This window comes from Corynebacterium sp. HMSC11D10, from assembly GCF_001806995.1.
GTDB lineage: Bacteria > Actinomycetota > Actinomycetes > Mycobacteriales > Mycobacteriaceae > Corynebacterium > Corynebacterium coyleae.
Map to the genome: position 1 here is coordinate 48,591 of NZ_KV787019.1, position 16,782 is coordinate 65,372.

The following is a 16,782-nucleotide window of genomic DNA, read 5'->3' on the forward strand; positions in this document are numbered from 1 at the left end:
CGATAGAATGCGGAGCAGCGGTCATCGTTACGTGTCTTTCGGGGAGATGTGGTAGTTGAGTCGAAAAGTTACTGACGATGGCCGCCCCACTATTTTCAAGGGCCTACCATCAGCAAGCGTTACACCACACTAAGGGACGCAACCCGCGGTCGCAGTAGTTACGATTCATCTTCTGATAGCGCTCAAGGTTAGTGAGCAGGAAGTCCTGGAGTTGTTTCAACGCTCAAACAGCGTGGCAAAAGAAACTAATTTTAGCTCAGAAGCATCTGCTGCAGCCCTCTGGAGGATGGGTTCCGTGAAGTCTTAGGCTAGGAAGTGTCTAAGTTTCATGATTTCTTCACCCCTATGTTCGAACAAGAGTTCCACAGCCCGCCAGTAATGTCCGGACCGTCTTTTATATTGGGGTCTATGACAAATGAAAACCCTACATACGCGCGGTATATGCTCATGTTGCCGTCGAGAGTAGCCAATAAAATCGCGACAGACCACGGCGCTGGCCACCGCCTTTTGATGGCGCTGCTCCCTGACGGAGTGCTTGATCACCAATCCCCACGACAGTCCGCACACCTGCTGTGGACGATGGCGAAACCAACTGAGATGCTCGTCAGTTCTTGCATCCCGTTGAGACAGGCAGCGGATATATCGGTGGCGGACGCAGAACACACCGAACCGCAGGCTGGAAAACGCTATCTTCTCCAGACAACGGTTGAAACCACGTACACCCCTGCTACGTGGGTGCCGGAGGAAATCTGGAACCTTCCGAATCGGCCTGCGATCCACGGCAAACGTGTCCCCGTGCCGAACGAAAAGCTTGAGCAATGGTTGGTGGAAAAGCTCGAGCGGGCTGGCTTCTCGGTCGCCAGTCTTGATGCTGCACGCTCGTACCGGCTGCCGATCAGGAAACGTACGGTGCCGGTTGCAGATATTGCCGCTGAAGTCACAGTCGCGGACCCTGATCTAGCGCTCAAGGCGTATCGCGAGGGCTTCGGTAGGTCGAAAAACTTTGGCTGCGGCCTTTTGCGGCTCTCACCACTTGCATAACTCCACTTGAACTATCTGAAAGGACTATCTCCTATGTCTCATGATTCCCTCTCAAAGAACTACGCCGCGATCACATATGTCGGGGACATGGTGCCCACCGCTGGCCGCGGTGCACCGATCGCACCGCCGACCTACATCGCCAACTCTGATGGCTCTGTGTTTGCTCGTTCTGAGGCGCAACCGGTGCCTACTCCTGAATCGGACTATCGCGAGTTCGCAAAGGATCCTGATTCTGGTGCGCTCGTACTTCGCCCGTCGGTCGTCGTGAATTCGCAAGGCGCTGAGGCAACGCAGATTGAAACGGCGATCATCGAAAATGAAGATCTCCTGGGGGCAAAACTGCCGGGCATCTTCTTGGATCACGAAAAGACTAGCGACGAGAAGCTACTTAAGGTGGCAACGAATGCGCTGAAGAAGTGGAAGGAGCCAGCACCGTATGATGCGAAGTTCCTCGCAGAAATGCTGCGCGATGACCTCCGCCAGGCTGAGGCGAGTACGTGGATGACCTCCCACCGCCATGCGGATGCGTACATCAGACACAGCGAGGTTGATGGCAAGCAGATCTGGGCAGACCGCGATAGTGAGGTCTACAAGATCATCACAAACGCCTCGGCCGATCGTGCGGACTTGCTGTTCCGCTACTTCCCTAACTCCGCGCTGTTCGGATTCTGGCTGTCTTCGGTCGCTCCGCGGCGTCACAAGCTGGCGCGTTCGCTCTCTTCCGTGATGACGGGCTACGACGCGCACGATATTGCGTATGGCGCGACGAAAGGCGACGTACTTGGCGGCATCGCGTCCGAGGCTAAGTTACAACTGGATGAAAAGACACTGGAGCTGCGTGAGGGCGGCAAACGGTCCCCATCGGAGTTCGGTCTCGGTCCTGTACCAAACGCACCGACGACAAAGGCCTTTTCGTGCGGTTCTATTCTGCGCCAGTCGTCTGTATCGTTGACCAACCTGCGGCACCTTAAGGTGCCAGGTAACCGCGAAGCGTCGCATCTGATTGCTGATGTGCTTGCCTGGCTGGGAATCTTTGGGCTGCTTATTACGCAGGATGACAACTTCCTCCGCTCAGGGTGTGATCTGGTCACGGCGCAATCGACATCAGGATTCAAGCGCATCACCGCTACTGGTACTGCTGAGGATTGGGACGTTGACTTGGACGCAGCGATCGCTGGTTTCCAAGCAGCATATGACCGACTGCCTGAGGAGCTGCGCTTCGCAGAGCGGATCTATACCGAGTACCCGGAAGCCATTTTGGCTGCACGAGCGGCGACTATCCTAAACGAGTCCAAAGCTTCGAAGTCTGAGAAAGGCAAGAAGTAGTGGCGCTGACTTTTTCCGTTCAATTTGTCGCGGGGATGTACTCGGGGCACCACGAGGATCATGTCGTGTTCCCGCCGTCGCCAGCGAGGTTGGTCGCAGCGCTGCTTGCTGCGGCGCATCGCTCACCGCAGGTCGATGATGCCCGTGCAATTTTGAGTGAGATATGCGCTGCGGCGGATCCGCTCATCGTCGTCCCGCCCGCGTATGCAGGAGGCTCAGGAGAAACGTATATGCAGCCGATTACCGCAACCCCGGGCGGTAAGAAGGCTAATCAAACTGTGTTTGCAGGTCCGCAGCGAATCATGGGGCAGCGCGGTGGAAAGATTCGCAAGCGCTCCAGTGGGCATTTTGTGGTCACGGGGGACTTGTACTTCGTCTGGGAGGAGCTCGTCCTCAACGATGAGCAGCTTACGCTGGCGCAGCAGCTCGCCAGCGACGTCGGGTATTTCGGCCGCGAGTCTGACCTGGTGGTGATCCGCGCCGATCGCACCTCCAAGGCTGATTTGATCCGCCAGTGTGCGCACTCGCATGAGTTCTACTCGCCGATGCCACGGGGAGGTAAGCAACTCCGCGTGCTCTCGCCGGGGTTCCTGAGCTGGCTTGATGATCGTTACGCATCCACGTTTGGTGAGGATGCACGGGTCACCATTCCCGTGGATCACCGCGTGCGGACAGCTTCGTATGCTCCCGCCGCAGTGGTTCCGAACAGCGACAGTGTGCTCGTTCCCCTCGCTTTTCGGCGCCCACTTCCCCTCGAGCAGGCGCTCAAGTACGCGAAGTCAGTCCGTGGTGAAGGCGGCGTTGCAGCATTCCCTCTGACTCGTTCAGGCAACCGTTACCTGGATGGTTCCGCGGTAGGTCTAGGCGTCGTTACCACTGGCGGAGTGGTCCTTGACCCGTCATTCGATACTGAGGTGCTCGGTGAGAATACCGGGGCGATCACGCTGCAGCCAAGCTATTGGCTCCGCCCAGCGCAGGTATGGATGACAGCGGTTCCGCTCATAGGCCACCCGGACAAGTGGGTGGCTACCCAGCAGATTCTTGCCGCGGTACCCGATGCCGAAATCCTTGAGATGTCTGCAGCGCCTGTTCGCGCCGGGCAACGGCATGTTCCGACGTCGCCCACGCAGCGCGCTTGGCATCTTGTTTTGCGTACCCCGGATGTCGTCCACGGACCGCTTCTGCTGGACCCCAAGCATGGCACCGGGGTATGTCTTCCCGATTATCTAGCGAAAGAGGCCCAATCATGAGCACTTTCCCAACATTTGCCTCGTTCTACGAGGCGGTGCATGGATTCGCGCCGTTCAAGTGGCAAGATGAGCTCGCCCAGCAAGTGTGGGAGCGCAAGAGCTGGCCTGAGCAGGTCGCTGCGCCAACTGGTGCCGGCAAGACCTCGACGTTAGATATTGCCGTCTGGGCGTTAGCAAAAGATGTTGCCGAGCACGGCGTGGGCGCGCGCCATTTTCCGCTGCGCATTTTCCTTACGGTTGAGCGTCGCTTGGTAGTGGATGGTGCTGCTGCACACGGCGCCATTATCGCGAACAAACTCGAGACACAGCCGCAGCTTGCGCCGGTACGAGACGCGCTACGCCAGCTGCTTCCACGAGATCACAAGGGGTCGGTACTTCGTGTCACGTCGCTCCACGGCGGCAAAGCCCCCGAACGTGAGTGGCTCACTCCGGTTGGTGCGCAAATCATTACGGCAACGGTAACACAGCTTGCCTCCCGCACGCTGTTCCGAGGCGTCTCTGTCTCCCCACGCACACTGTCCATGCATGCAGGCCTTACGGGTGTTGACCGTCTCATTCTTATCGACGAACCCCACCTTGCCCCTGCCGCCGTCAAAATGTGGCGCGACGTGGAGCAACTCCAACGCCAGTACCCGCGTTCACCTCTCGTTGGCTCGACCGTTGTTCTCGGAGCGACAATTCCTGAAAGCCTGAGGTCAGCTGATTGCTTCATTGGTTCTCTTGCCGAGGATCCGTCTCCGGCTGCGAAGGCTCGGTTGGGGATCAAGAAGCCGGTCCGATTAGTTGAGACGTCGAAGCCGGTAGACGAGCTGGTAGCGGCTGCGGAAGCCGCATTCCATTCACGCTCCCAAGACCCAGACAGCGATGGCATCTTGGTCGTAGTGAACACGGTAAAGCGGGCCGTTGATGTGGCGAAGAAATTGCGTACGAAGCTGAAGCGTAGCCCTGCCAATGTCGTGTTGCTGACTTCGACGGTTCGACCCGTTGATCGGGCGCTGCCGGATGATTTCACTCCGGACACGGTGATCGTCGCAACGCAGACTGTTGAAGTCGGTGTTGACATTGATGCAGAGGCATTGGTGACGGAGTTGCCGTCGCTACCTGCGTTGGTGCAGCGCTTTGGGCGTGTGAATCGTACCGGTCTGCGTCAGGAGCGAGAGTCCACCGTCGTGATTCCGGAAAATCCTGACGATGCCACGAAATCCATTTATGGGGACGAGCAGATGCAGGCATCGCGTGACAGTCTCTTTGCACAGGCAGAAGACGGTCTGATCGGAGACGCAAACACGCTCGTGGTGCCCTCCGAGGCATGGGAACCTGATCCTCGTACCTGTTCGGTGGAGGAGTACTTGCCGCGTTTGACTTCGACCAGGCCTCCGGCACAGGTCCCGTGGGAAGCGTTGGCGTTCGGACCTGATGCGACAGACCGCGCTAGTGTCACATTGGCGTGGCGTGAAAACCTGGATGAGATACTTGACCAAGCGCAAGTCTTCCCAGACGAAACAATCACTATTCCGATCGGGCAGGCGCAAGCGTTTCTCTCTGGAAAATCATCGGATGCGTCGTTCGCGGATACTGTGGCGGGGAGTGGCGACAAACCGAAGTCGCAGAGCATCACCGTCAACTGTCGTATTCGTGTTGGCGAAGAATGGGTGCAGCCCGACTCCATCAGTCAGGTGGAACCGGATGCGCTGGTGGTTATCGCTGCGTCCGAGGGAGGCTACTCCCCGGCAACAGGGTTCTCTACAAAGCTGAAAGCGACGGTGGAAGACCAATCGATGCAGATCTGTGTTCAGCAGGGACGTGGTTTCTTCGATATCGGGCTTCTCGATGAGCAAGACCTCTTCATGCTTGCCGAGCAACTTGGTCTCGAACCAGCCGATCTCATTTTGCAACGCATAGCGGAGCGCTTCTCCTATGTTGACGTTGAGAACCTCGACGTTGTGCTCAGCGGCCGTGCCGTTGGCGTCCGCTACTCCACAGCTGCAGCGCGACGCACCCCCAAACGCGTCACGCTTGCCGACCACAGCGTGCAGACTTCCCAGCTCGCCGAACAATACGCGACGCTTTCCGGTATTCCCGACGACATGGTTGAAGCAGTCTCTCGCGCTGGGCTCTTTCATGACGCCGGCAAGGTTGACCCCGGATTCCAACACAGTTTCGGCAACTATCTGCCTGAACCCGTTGCGAAACCGGTCGGTCGTGTGATGCCGTCGTTGCTTGATCGCGGTCAAACGACGTGGCGTCACGAAGTCCTTTCAGCGACCGCCGTTCGTGGTGACTCTTTCGCGGACGAACTCGTGCGCCACCTGATCCTGACTCACCACGGTTGGGCCCGGCGCTTGAGTCCACACGATGACACGACGCATACGAACTCCCTGCGTTACCGTCTTCTCGAGGAACAATTTGGACCCTGGGGTCTGGCATTTTACGAAACGGTGCTGCGGAGCGCGGATTGGGCGGCATCGGCCTCCCCACGCAGTGGACTAGCCGAGTCGTGGACGTCACTCAACATCCACGTCAACCCCGATTCCCTCGCCGATGTCGCTGAGTATCCGGTGACGCACGTGCTCACAGGCCCACGACCGTATTCCCTCACGATGCTTCTCGTAGGCATCGGAGCGCTCGCTTCTTGCGTTCGCAATGGCGATAGCTCAGCGAGGCTCAGGGTGGTCGACGGCAAGGTGGAACTGTCGTCGACAGTTGATCCTTCTTGGGACATGCAGCTCTATAACTCGATGGCCTTGTCTCTAGAGGTCGGGGCCGGTTTCAGGAATGCGGATGGCACTTTGTGCGATAGTGATGCAAAGGATCGAGTGAAGAAACGTAACAAGTGGTATCTCAGCCATAGGCGTCGAGCCCTCGAGCAATGCCCCGACGCCCTTCCCTTCTTGTTCGACGCCACCACTAACGACAAAAAGCCGAAACTGTTCTCAATCCCGATTTTCCACGGGAACGGAAGTCCTTATTTCGCTATTATCACCGACGACCCAGCCCAACGGACACAATCACTTTACGACCCCACCATCGGCCTCGTGGATGGCAAAGGGACCGGAGGACTCGACGTCAACCCAGACGATCGCTTCTCTGGTGATATGGATCGGCGATACTCCGAAGACCATCTGGCCTGGGCAATCGCAGGCATAGTTGCACTCGGCATGCCAGGTAACGAGAACGGGTCCGGTGTCCGCGATAGGCAATTGACACTGACCGCGCCTACCGAATGGTCGACCTTGGAAGAGATCCAAGACTTTGTCATGAGTCCCATTTCGACCTTGCCGACGTACAAGTGGCGTGACCAGCCCACCCGGCAGTCTGGCCAAATCAAAGTATGGGAGCCCATCATGGACAGTTCTTAATGCCCATACTGCCACGGTTATGTTCCGGTTTAAGCGCGCCTCTGACCCTGCCAAGCCGCTGAAGCAGTCGTATCTAGAATGGCCAGTGTCGGGACATTGTTCCAGGTCAGCGAGTGTCTTCCCCGCATACGCGGGGGTGGTCCCCCGCCCAGACCAACCAGCGTGATGTCGCGCTCGTCTTCCCCGCATACGCGGGGGTGGTCCTTGGTGGGTGACCCCCACCAATTGGCAGGGGTCGTCTTCCCCGCATACGCGGGGGTGGTCCCGGTGAACGTGATCATGGGCGCTCCGTTCCGTCGTCTTCCCCGCATACGCGGGGGTGGTCCCACGTAATCCTCTTGTTTCCCGTAGCGGTCTACGTCTTCCCCGCATACGCGGGGGTGGTCCCGGGTTACGCAGCGCGTCAGCGACGTATTCGAGGTCTTCCCCGCATACGCGGGGGTGGTCCCGGGCTGATCATCGAATGGGTACAGAACCCAGAGTCTTCCCCGCATACGCGGGGGTGGTCCCTACCCACGCAATCTTGCGGGCCTGCTAGAGGTGTCTTCCCCGCATACGCGGGGGTGGTCCCGCCCCCCTTACGAGTACTGGTTGTTGACCGGCAGTCTTCCCCGCATACGCGGGGGTGGTCCGATCACCTTGCCGGTTTTCGGCTCCCCCTTGGAGTCTTCCCCGCATACGCGGGGGTGGTCCCCATGGAATTCGAGTTCACCCAGAACGCGAAGCGTCTTCCCCGCATACGCGGGGGTGGTCCCGCACCACGATCACGAACGCGATAGTGTCCGGCGGTCTTCCCCGCATACGCGGGGGTGGTCCCAGCGTTCTGGATGTGGCGTGGGTACTGCTACCGTCTTCCCCGCATACGCGGGGGTGGTCCCAGGCGTGTGGCACCAATCAGCATCAAGCAGAGGTCTTCCCCGCATACGCGGGGGTGGTCCAGTGCTGCGTTTCATGTCGAACGTTCGATATAGGTCTTCCCCGCATACGCGGGGGTGGTCCCAGTGCGTCGAGTTCATCGCGGGTAAAACCCGTGTCTTCCCCGCATACGCGGGGGTGGTCCCTGTTGGTTACCTCGAACGCGGAGGATGTGCAGGTCTTCCCCGCATACGCGGGGGTGGTCCCAAGGACGAACCCCACGCGGCACCGTCCACATCGTCTTCCCCGCATACGCGGGGGTGGTCCGATGCCGATCGCACGCATTGAGCCGGGTGAGTTGTCTTCCCCGCATACGCGGGGGTGGTCCCCCAGGCGGTGGTGTGAATGGGCCTGCGGAAAAGTCTTCCCCGCATACGCGGGGGTGGTCCTCGGGCGCCGGAAGGCAGTACGACTACCCCACCGGTCTTCCCCGCATACGCGGGGGTGGTCCCACGGCGTTAGTAGTAACGCAAGTTTAGTACCAGTCTTCCCCGCATACGCGGGGGTGGTCCCGGGTTGCCGGGCTTGGGGCCGGACAGGTGAACGTCTTCCCCGCATACGCGGGGGTGGTCCCTCCGCAGGCCCGCGCTTCGTATACCCATCAGCGTCTTCCCCGCATACGCGGGGGTGGTCCCCAAAGGCAGCATCCGCGGAAAACACCGTCGTTGTCTTCCCCGCATACGCGGGGGTGGTCCCAGGTCAATTTGGCCCGCTCGGGGGCGCATTGGGTCTTCCCCGCATACGCGGGGGTGGTCCCAAGCCGACATTAACGCGCGCCTTGCCGCCGAGGTCTTCCCCGCATACGCGGGGGTGGTCCCGTGCGTGGCGACGGGCGTAAGACCTCCACCCGGTCTTCCCCGCATACGCGGGGGTGGTCCCGTGCCGAGCAGGTAGGCGACATTGTGGGCACGGTCTTCCCCGCATACGCGGGGGTGGTCCCGCAGCCACCGACTGGCTGCACACGTTCACGGTGTCTTCCCCGCATACGCGGGGGTGGTCCCTTCGAACTCATCCTGCAAAACGACCCGCGCTTGTCTTCCCCGCATACGCGGGGGTGGTCCCCCCACCATTGGCAGGGGTTAATGCCGTCCGGGGTCTTCCCCGCATACGCGGGGGTGGTCCCCAGTATGACTACCGCAGTAACCTCGCTTGCGGGTCTTCCCCGCATACGCGGGGGTGGTCCCTCGGATGCACCATCGGGCATGTTCTGCAAATCGTCTTCCCCGCATACGCGGGGGTGGTCCGTGGAAAAGGACCTCGCGGTCTTCAAGCGTGCGGTCTTCCCCGCATACGCGGGGGTGGTCCGTCCCTGGACTGTGCCGAGCGACAGTCCGAGGTGGTCTTCCCCGCATACGCGGGGGTGGTCCCGCACAGCACATCAGCCACGGCGGCGTCGACGAGTCTTCCCCGCATACGCGGGGGTGGTCCCCAATCCGGCACGACCGCAAACAACTGCCCGAAGTCTTCCCCGCATACGCGGGGGTGGTCCCTTGGAATAGACGCGCACACCATTGATTCTTTGGTCTTCCCCGCATACGCGGGGGTGGTCCCCGCTGCTGCACGGCTGCGGTTCCGGGCATGCGGTCTTCCCCGCATGCGCGGGGGTGGTCCCAGCCAGCCGATCAGGAAGCCACCACGACAAAAGTCTTCCCCTCATGCGCGGGGGTGGTCCCTCGAAGCCACGGACAAGAAGGCACAGTCGCTGGTCTTCCCCGCATGCGCGGGGGTAGTTGAGTCGAAAGGTTACTGACGATGGCCGCCCCACTATTTTCAAGCGCCCACCATCAGCAAGCGTTACACCACACTAAGGGACGCAACCGTACTGCACCGATGCCGACGAGAAGTCCAATAGTTTCCTCGCTCCTAGGGCATGACCTCCAAAGGTTGAGTTTGAGGTACGCCATAAAACGCTCCAACATTCGCCAAAACGACTCGGGAGCGATTTGGGGGCTCGCGGCTAGCTGATCAGCCCGCTGCTGCGCCAAATCTTGAGCATCTTGGGCCGATTTTTGTATCGGATGGCTAACTCTTCCATCTTTTCCAGCACTGCCTTACGTACGACTGGATCGGCCGGGAAGCAGTCGATGATCTGCATCGCCGATGCGGCAGCCTGCTTGTACGGCCTGTCGCCAGTTGCCCGAACAATGTGCTCAGGTTCTCTGAGCATGATTTCCAGTGCACGTTCCGGGTCGTGACTGGATAGCACTGAACGGGCGAATTCAAATGCAGAGTGAACATCCACCTCGTCGCTATCTACCACCGATAGGCCCAGTTCCGGATCGTTGAATCTCATTGCCGCATGCATGAGCATGATGTCCCTGCCCGGGATACCCTCCGGGATTAGGTCGATCACGTCCTCGGTCACTCCCGGACCATGGATCACGCGGTCAAATGTCGCTGTTCCCGGGTTTTCTTTGAACTTCTCAATCCGGTAGTCCAACAACGCTTTGTCGCCCAGGTAGGCGCGCAAACGGTTTTCAAAGAAGTCGATTTCGTTCCAGTGGATCGGTGTATCCCACGTCGAAAGGACTGCTTTGACCTCATCTTTCCTGCCGCGTGACTCGTAGAACTCGATGAGGTCCTTCACGGAGCTACCTTCGAGCAGCATTGATTCGATCTCGTCGTCGTCGCCACGCAGGAATGCAACATCGAGGAAGAGCGCCTTGGCCCCGTACTTCGGTGGATTCGCCTCAAAGGCTGCGGCGATCGATTCGACCGCGTCAGCGTCGAGAAGTCCCGCATAGCCCCTCAGGTCAGGCTCAAGGAACGGTGCTTCCAGTGTCTCCTTCACCAACCACTTGGCAAGTTTTTGTTGGTCCTCAACGCCGTCAGTACATGCTCGCACGTGAAGGTCGAAGCATCGATGCAGTTCGTCGCCGAGCATCCCGGAAGAATCATCCGCACGTTGCAAAACCGCATTCAACCTCGTGATCGCGCGCTCAATTTGGGGCCGTACTGCGACGCCACGGTGCTCATCAACGTACGCTTCGACTACGTCAATGGCATCGCTCCAGTGCCGTGCGAGTTCCATACTTTGCCAATAATCCCGAAAACCACTGCTCTTCCGCGATGCAGCGGTGATCGCTGATTTCACGTGTTCACGGACTTGTTTGTCATCGCCCGACTGCTTCAAGGCGTTAACCTCCAGCGTCTCCTCGACCTCTGGAATCTGCCGCAGATGGTGAATGAGTCGCCGCAGTTCATCTGGGCTGGCAGAATCCACGTAGGTGTCCACCGCGTCTGGAGCCGACTCGTTGGAGGTAGCAGAGGAATCGGTAACCGCGGAATCGTCGAACGAGAGCTCGTTCGGGATGAGCAGCGCAAGTGCGACTGCCACCGCGTGTTTACACCATTGCGTGCCCACCGGGCAGTCGCACGTAGTGCCAACCCGATCCCCTTGCACAAACAATGTCGTTCGGTATGTCCACGTCCCTTGGACTGCGGCCTGAACTTCAGATTCAGTATCGCTAAGGATGGTGACATCTGCGGAGGAGATTTTTTTCCCTCGGTTAAATGCTCCTGAACCTGCGGCGTCTTCGATGGATTCTTCCGTCAGCCAGCCCAAAATGGTGGTAGTCATTTCGCCAGTTTAACGCAGGTAGAGAAGAGCAACATGGGCATTAGGCGATGGCTTGGTTAGACTACGGCGCATGCGCCAGACCTATATCGCCGGCTTTGTCGCCGGAGCACTCATGTTGACCACGCTGACGGTTCCCGCACATGCACAGGAAGGGGCAGCGCAAGAGGACGCTCCAGTCTCCCCGAGCAACGCGCTGAAGGACACCATCGATTCGTTTGCTGCGCTGTCTGACGCGACCAGCTCGGCAAAGAAGGACGCTGAGAGCAACAAGGACAGCACAGACGGCAAGGACTCCAAGGACAAGCCGAAGGGGCTCATCGAGGCTCTTGAGCCGAACCCGGAGAAGGATCCGATGTACATCGATCCGGAGAAAAACCCGCTGAAGAAGGTGTCTAGCTCCGAGATGTTTACCGAGTGGACCGACGACATGGAAGAAGGCGAAGGCAAGGAGGTCGTCCAAGCTTGGGCAAGGGGCTCTTCCATCCCGGATACTGCTAACCCGGTTGAGCTGTGGAAGATGGAAGCCCAGGGCTCCGCAAAGATGGGCAAAGGGCTTTTCACCGGCGATTTCGCCCTGAGCTCAGAAGGATCCAGCCAGCGTACTTCCGTGTGGATCCCGGTCGTCCTCGGCATGATGGTCATTGGCCAGATCATTGAGCTGGCTATGCGTGGTATTCGTATGGCAACACAGTAGTTTCTACTGCTCGGGCGGTGCGTTTTATCATCCCGCATTCGGCGCGTAATATACGGGACTACGCAAGTATTCATCGTATGCGGGAGACCAATGCATTACCCACCCCACGCAAAGCGGCGTCTGTTCGCCGCTGTGCTTGCCGCGGCTCTGCCGCTCGCGGGCTGCGTTACTAACACAGAGGGCGGCAATCCGGACGGCTGGGAGCCGATCGTTCCGGACGCCGTACCTGAGATTGCGGCGATGGTGCCGCCAGAAATTGCCGCAGACGGCGTGCTCAACGTCGGCGCGAACCCACCGTTCGCCCCGTTCGAGTTCAAAGACTCCACCGGGCAGGTCATCGGTGTGGAGATGGACATTGCCCGTGCACTCGCTGGTGTCATGGGGATGGACTTCGATGTTGCAGACATGGACTTCTCGATGATCCTGCCCGCTGTCTCCAGTGGCAGCCTCGACGCCGGTGCTTCAGGTTTTACCGATAACGAGGAACGCCGCCAGACCTTCGACTTCATCAATTTCCTCTACGCGGGTATTCAGTGGGCTGCCGCTCCTGGCGCCGACGTGGATCCGAATGATGCGTGCGGTTTGACGGTCTCGGTGCAGCGTACGACGGTTTCGGAGACCGACGACGTTCGTCCGAAGTCAGAAGCCTGCGAAGCAGCGGGCAAGGACCCGATTACTGTGCTTGCCTTCGACACAGCAGACAACGCAGCGCTTGCAACGCTTGTCGGGCGCGCCGATGCTTACAGCGCCGACTCCCCTGTTACCGCGTGGGCTGTGGAGCGCTCCGACGGCAAGATGGAAATGATCGGCGACATGTTTGACGCCGCGCCGTACGGCATTGCTGTGCCGAAGGGTTCTGCGCTTGCGCCGGCGATGGCTGCCGCGATGCAGCACCTCATCGATACCGGCGATTACCAGCGCATCCTTGCGCAATGGAATATCTCGACAGGTCTGCTCGACCAGGCTTTGATTAACGAACAACCAGTGGGAGAACACTAAGCATGAGCACCCCCTATTCCCAGTACGTCGCCTCTCAGGGCGAACGCAAGCGTCCTGAGCGTATCGAGGCGAAACCGCTGCGCCACCCTGGACGGTGGACGCTCGCAGTGATTCTTGTACTGCTTGTGGTCTGGTTTGTCATCGGCGCGGCCCGAAACGAGGCTTACGGCTGGGACATCTACTTCCAGTACCTGCTGGATACCCGCATCGCTATGGCGGCCCTGCACACCATTGCAATCACGGTGTTGGCGATGCTGCTCGGCGTTGTCGGCGGTGTGCTGTTGGCCGTCATGCGCATGAGCCCGAACCCGGTGTTCAAGACGGTGGCGTGGGTGTTCCTGTGGATCTTCCGTGGTACCCCGGTCTACGTCCAGTTGATGTTCTGGGGCTTGATTGGCGCGATCTACGACTCGATCAACGTCGGCTTCGCCCAGATTCCGCTTGAGCCGTTTACCTCTTCTGCGTTTACCCTGGCCGTTGTTGGCCTTGGTTTGAATGAGGCCGCCTACATGGCAGAGATTGTCCGCTCTGGTGTCTCCGCTGTGCCGGAAGGCCAGGTTGAGGCCTCCAAGGCGTTGGGTATGAGCTGGGGGCAGACGATGACCCGTACGGTGTTACCGCAAGCGATGCGCATCATCATTCCGCCGACCGGCAACGAATTCATCTCCTTGCTCAAGACATCTTCGCTCGTCGTTGCTGTGCCGTACTCGCTTGAGCTTTACGGCCGCTCGATGGATATCGCCGCCGCCCTGTTCCAGCCAGTACCGCTCCTTCTGGTGGCTGCGACCTGGTACCTGGTGATCACGTCGTTGCTCATGGTCGCCCAGCACTACCTGGAGCGCTACTTCGACCGCGGTGCTACCCGCCAGCTCACTGCTCGCCAGCTCGCCAGCCTGGCTGACGCCGAGGGCACCATTCCGAACAACGTTGAAATTGTCGAAGAACCGCAGAAGAAGGGACAGCGCTAATGACCGTCAAGGAAACTCCTATGATCCAGGCGGTAGATGTCTGGAAGTCCTTCGGCAGCCTCGACGTGCTCAAGGGCATCGACCTTGAGGTCGCCCCCGGCGAGGTGACGTGCCTGATCGGCCCGTCCGGCTCTGGTAAGTCCACGCTGCTGCGTTGTGTGAACCACTTGGAAAAGGTCAACGCGGGTCGTCTGTACGTCGACGGCGAGTTGATCGGCTACAAGGAGCGCGACGGCGCACTCTACGAGATGAGTGAGAAGGACGCCGCCAAGCAGCGTCGCGATATTGGCATGGTGTTCCAAAACTTCAACCTGTTTGGCCACCGCACGGTGCTGGACAACATCATCGAAGCCCCGGTGCACGTCAAGGGCCAGCCGGTTGCAGAGGCCACTGCGCGCGCGAAGGAGCTGCTTGCGATGGTCGGTCTTGAGTCGAAGGCTGACGCGTATCCGATCCAGCTCTCCGGTGGCCAGCAGCAGCGTGTGGCGATTGCTCGTGCGGTTGCGATGGATCCGAAGCTGATGCTTTTCGACGAGCCCACCTCCGCCCTCGACCCCGAACTCGTTGGCGAAGTGCTGCGCGTGATGCGCATGCTCGCCGATGATGGCATGACCATGCTGGTGGTTACGCACGAGTTGTCGTTTGCCCGCGAGGTCGCAGACAAGGTGGCGTTCATGGACGGCGGCCAGATCATCGAATACGGCACACCGGAACAGGTGCTGGATAACCCGCAGCACGAGCGCACGAAGTCGTTCGTCTCCACGCTGTTCTAGCCGGGCACTCCCCTTACGCGAAACGGCCGCCCACATCCGGGCGGCCGTTTTTCATCCCTACACCAAGCCTGCAAGGCCGCGGACCAGTGTGGTTGCACCGCCGAAGAAAGCAAGCCCCAGCGCGATGTTGTGGGCTTTTGCTGAAGGCACACGAGGCGACAGACGTTTCCCGGCAGTGATGCCGACAATCAGACCACCGAACGTCGCCACCCACAACCACGGGCTAATCGATGAAATATCTGCAGCACCGGAGAGTTCTTTAGCACCGAACGATAACGCACCGGCAACGAAGAACAACGGCTGCAAGGTCGCCGCATAGACCCGCTGTGGCCAACGTGCCGCATGCGCATAAACGGTAAAGGCGGGGCCTGCAACGCCGGCCAGAGTGTTCATGAAGCCACCGACTGCACCGGCGGTCGCTGCAGGGACCACGCCCTCGATCTGGGGGACGTAGCGTTTACCAAGCGTCACCACGGACAAGGCGATAATGAGCAGGGTGCCGACGATGATCAGCAGGGCGCTCGTCGATACGCGGGAGACCACCCACACACCTGGGACGACACCGACGAGGAGTGCTCCGGCAATCGGCCAGAACTTTGACCAGTCGATGTCGCGTCGCATCCCCCAAGTGTTGAAGACCGCATTCACCATGGCGATGACATTGATCATGAGAATGCCGACCACTGGTCCAAGGAGCAACGACAACACAGGGCCTGTGATCAAGCCGAGTCCCATGCCGGAAATGCGTTGCAGCCCCGCCCCCATGACCACTGCGAGCGCAACAGCGACGAAGACCATCACTTACTGTATTTCTCCATGATTGCGTCGCGGACCGTCTCTGGCACGAGCCCAGAGATATCACCGCCAAACTTTGCGACTTCCTTGGTCAAGGACGAGGAGATGTAACCGTACTTCTCATCCGTCAGCAGGAAGTAGGTATCCACGCCGGTCAGGCGTCGGTTCATCTGTGCCATCGGCAGTTCGTACTCGTAATCGAGCGAGGAGCGCAAGCCCTTAATCAGCGCGCTGATGTCGTGCTGGGTGGTGTAATCGACCAATAGGCCCGCCCAGCTATCCACGCGGACGCCCTCAAGGTGTGAGGTGGCTTCGCGGATGAGGTCGACGCGCTCGTCGATAGTAAACAGCCCCGACGTCTTCGTAGGGTTGCCAGTGACCAGCACGATCACTTCGTCGAAATGACGAAGGGCACGGGTGACAATGTCGAGGTGCCCGTTCGTGATCGGGTCGAACGAGCCAGGGCAGACTGCGATGGTCAATTTAGTTGTCCTCTGCTTCCGGGTCGGCGTAGACCGCCATATCCATACGTGCAATACCGTAGATGCGACGCTTGAGCTTCTGGCCGGTCGGGGTGAACTCCGCAGGCCATGCAGTCTCCGGGCTTTCGCGGTGGCGTTCAACGACAACCACTGCCCCATCCGCCAGCGCAGGTTTGAGGGCCTCGACCATCTCTGCGACCGCCTCGTCGGCTAGTTCGTATGGAGGGTCTGCCAGCACCATGTCGAAGTGTTTCTTCGGCGCCGATGCAACGTAGGTCGACGCCTTCATCTGGTGGATGTGCACGTTGGGGTGCTTGACCACGCCTGCGTTGTATTCGATGATTTTCGCTGCCTCAGGGTCGCTCTCCACCAGCACGACCTCTGCCGCACCACGCGACGCGGCCTCGAGCCCGAGCGCACCCGAGCCTGCAAACAGGTCGAGCACATGCTTATCGACGAACCCGAAACGCACCTGCAACGACGAAAACAGCCCCTCGCGGGCCCGGTCGGATGTAGGTCGCGTTCCTGCCGGCGGCACTTTGATCTTTCGGCCGCGGGCTTCTCCCGAAATGATGCGGTTCATTCCCATAACTTTAACCA

The 16,782-nt window shown here is 59.5% G+C and carries 12 protein-coding genes and 1 CRISPR repeat array; of the genes, 8 read left to right on the forward strand and 4 right to left on the reverse strand.

The window, feature by feature from the left end; all coding sequences use genetic code 11:
- Positions 1-315 precede the first annotated feature (315 nt).
- Genes HMPREF3120_RS11635 through cas3u form a run of 4 tightly spaced genes read left to right on the forward strand, consistent with a single transcriptional unit; the run spans position 316 to position 6,976 of the window.
- Positions 316-1,041 carry a type I-E CRISPR-associated protein Cas6/Cse3/CasE gene (locus HMPREF3120_RS11635; protein WP_141739326.1) on the forward strand — a complete coding sequence of 242 codons (726 nt, stop codon included), beginning with the start codon at positions 316-318 and terminating at the stop codon, positions 1,039-1,041.
- A gap of 33 nt (positions 1,042-1,074) precedes the next feature.
- Positions 1,075-2,367 carry a type I-G CRISPR-associated RAMP protein Csb1/Cas7g gene (gene cas7u, locus HMPREF3120_RS01145; protein ID WP_070450012.1) on the forward strand — a complete coding sequence of 431 codons (1,293 nt, stop codon included), beginning with the start codon at positions 1,075-1,077 and terminating at the stop codon, positions 2,365-2,367.
- Positions 2,367-3,617, forward strand: a complete 1,251-nt coding sequence (gene csb2, locus HMPREF3120_RS01150; protein ID WP_070450015.1) for a type I-G CRISPR-associated protein Csb2 — start codon at positions 2,367-2,369, stop codon at positions 3,615-3,617. Before cas7u ends, csb2 begins: the two co-directional genes overlap by 1 nt.
- Complete coding sequence (gene cas3u, locus HMPREF3120_RS01155; protein WP_070450018.1) at positions 3,614-6,976, forward strand: type I-G CRISPR-associated helicase/endonuclease Cas3g; 3,363 nt, start codon at positions 3,614-3,616, stop codon at positions 6,974-6,976. Before csb2 ends, cas3u begins: the two co-directional genes overlap by 4 nt.
- 115 nt (positions 6,977-7,091) lie before the next feature.
- Positions 7,092-9,625: direct repeats of the CRISPR family, unit length 28 nt; unit sequence GTCTTCCCCGCATACGCGGGGGTGGTCC.
- A gap of 223 nt (positions 9,626-9,848) precedes the next feature.
- Here the strand turns inward: cas3u and HMPREF3120_RS01160 are convergent.
- Positions 9,849-11,471, reverse strand: a complete 1,623-nt coding sequence (locus tag HMPREF3120_RS01160) for an SWIM zinc finger family protein (RefSeq protein ID WP_141739327.1) — start codon at positions 11,469-11,471, stop codon at positions 9,849-9,851.
- Between the two features lie 70 nt (positions 11,472-11,541).
- Here HMPREF3120_RS01160 and HMPREF3120_RS01165 point away from each other — a divergent pair, with 70 nt between their 5' ends.
- The 4 genes from HMPREF3120_RS01165 (at position 11,542) to HMPREF3120_RS01180 (ending at position 14,905) form a co-directional block, all read left to right on the forward strand.
- Positions 11,542-12,165: a hypothetical protein gene (locus HMPREF3120_RS01165; protein ID WP_070422942.1), complete on the forward strand. Its 624-nt coding sequence runs from the start codon at positions 11,542-11,544 to the stop codon at positions 12,163-12,165.
- A 90-nt stretch (positions 12,166-12,255) separates the two neighbouring features.
- The gene (locus tag HMPREF3120_RS01170) at positions 12,256-13,164 is read left to right on the forward strand and encodes an ABC transporter substrate-binding protein (RefSeq protein ID WP_070422943.1); all 909 of its coding nucleotides are present in this window, start codon (positions 12,256-12,258) and stop codon (positions 13,162-13,164) included.
- A gap of 2 nt (positions 13,165-13,166) precedes the next feature.
- The gene (locus HMPREF3120_RS01175; RefSeq protein ID WP_070422944.1) at positions 13,167-14,132 is read left to right on the forward strand and encodes an amino acid ABC transporter permease; all 966 of its coding nucleotides are present in this window, start codon (positions 13,167-13,169) and stop codon (positions 14,130-14,132) included.
- 20 nt (positions 14,133-14,152) lie between these two features.
- Complete coding sequence (locus HMPREF3120_RS01180; protein ID WP_141739328.1) at positions 14,153-14,905, forward strand: amino acid ABC transporter ATP-binding protein; 753 nt, start codon at positions 14,153-14,155, stop codon at positions 14,903-14,905.
- Between the two features lie 57 nt (positions 14,906-14,962).
- Here HMPREF3120_RS01180 and HMPREF3120_RS01185 read toward each other — a convergent pair whose 3' ends face one another.
- The 3 genes from HMPREF3120_RS01185 to rsmD are packed head-to-tail and all read right to left on the reverse strand — an operon-like array spanning position 14,963 to position 16,765.
- Entirely contained in the window at positions 14,963-15,703 is a 741-nt protein-coding gene (locus HMPREF3120_RS01185; protein ID WP_070450026.1) for a sulfite exporter TauE/SafE family protein, read from the reverse strand.
- Entirely contained in the window at positions 15,703-16,182 is a 480-nt protein-coding gene (gene coaD / locus HMPREF3120_RS01190; protein ID WP_070450029.1) for a pantetheine-phosphate adenylyltransferase, read from the reverse strand. Before coaD ends, HMPREF3120_RS01185 begins: the two co-directional genes overlap by 1 nt.
- Position 16,183: 1 nt before the next feature.
- Positions 16,184-16,765: a 16S rRNA (guanine(966)-N(2))-methyltransferase RsmD gene (gene rsmD / locus HMPREF3120_RS01195; RefSeq protein ID WP_180949979.1), complete on the reverse strand. Its 582-nt coding sequence runs from the start codon at positions 16,763-16,765 to the stop codon at positions 16,184-16,186.
- Positions 16,766-16,782 lie beyond the last annotated feature (17 nt).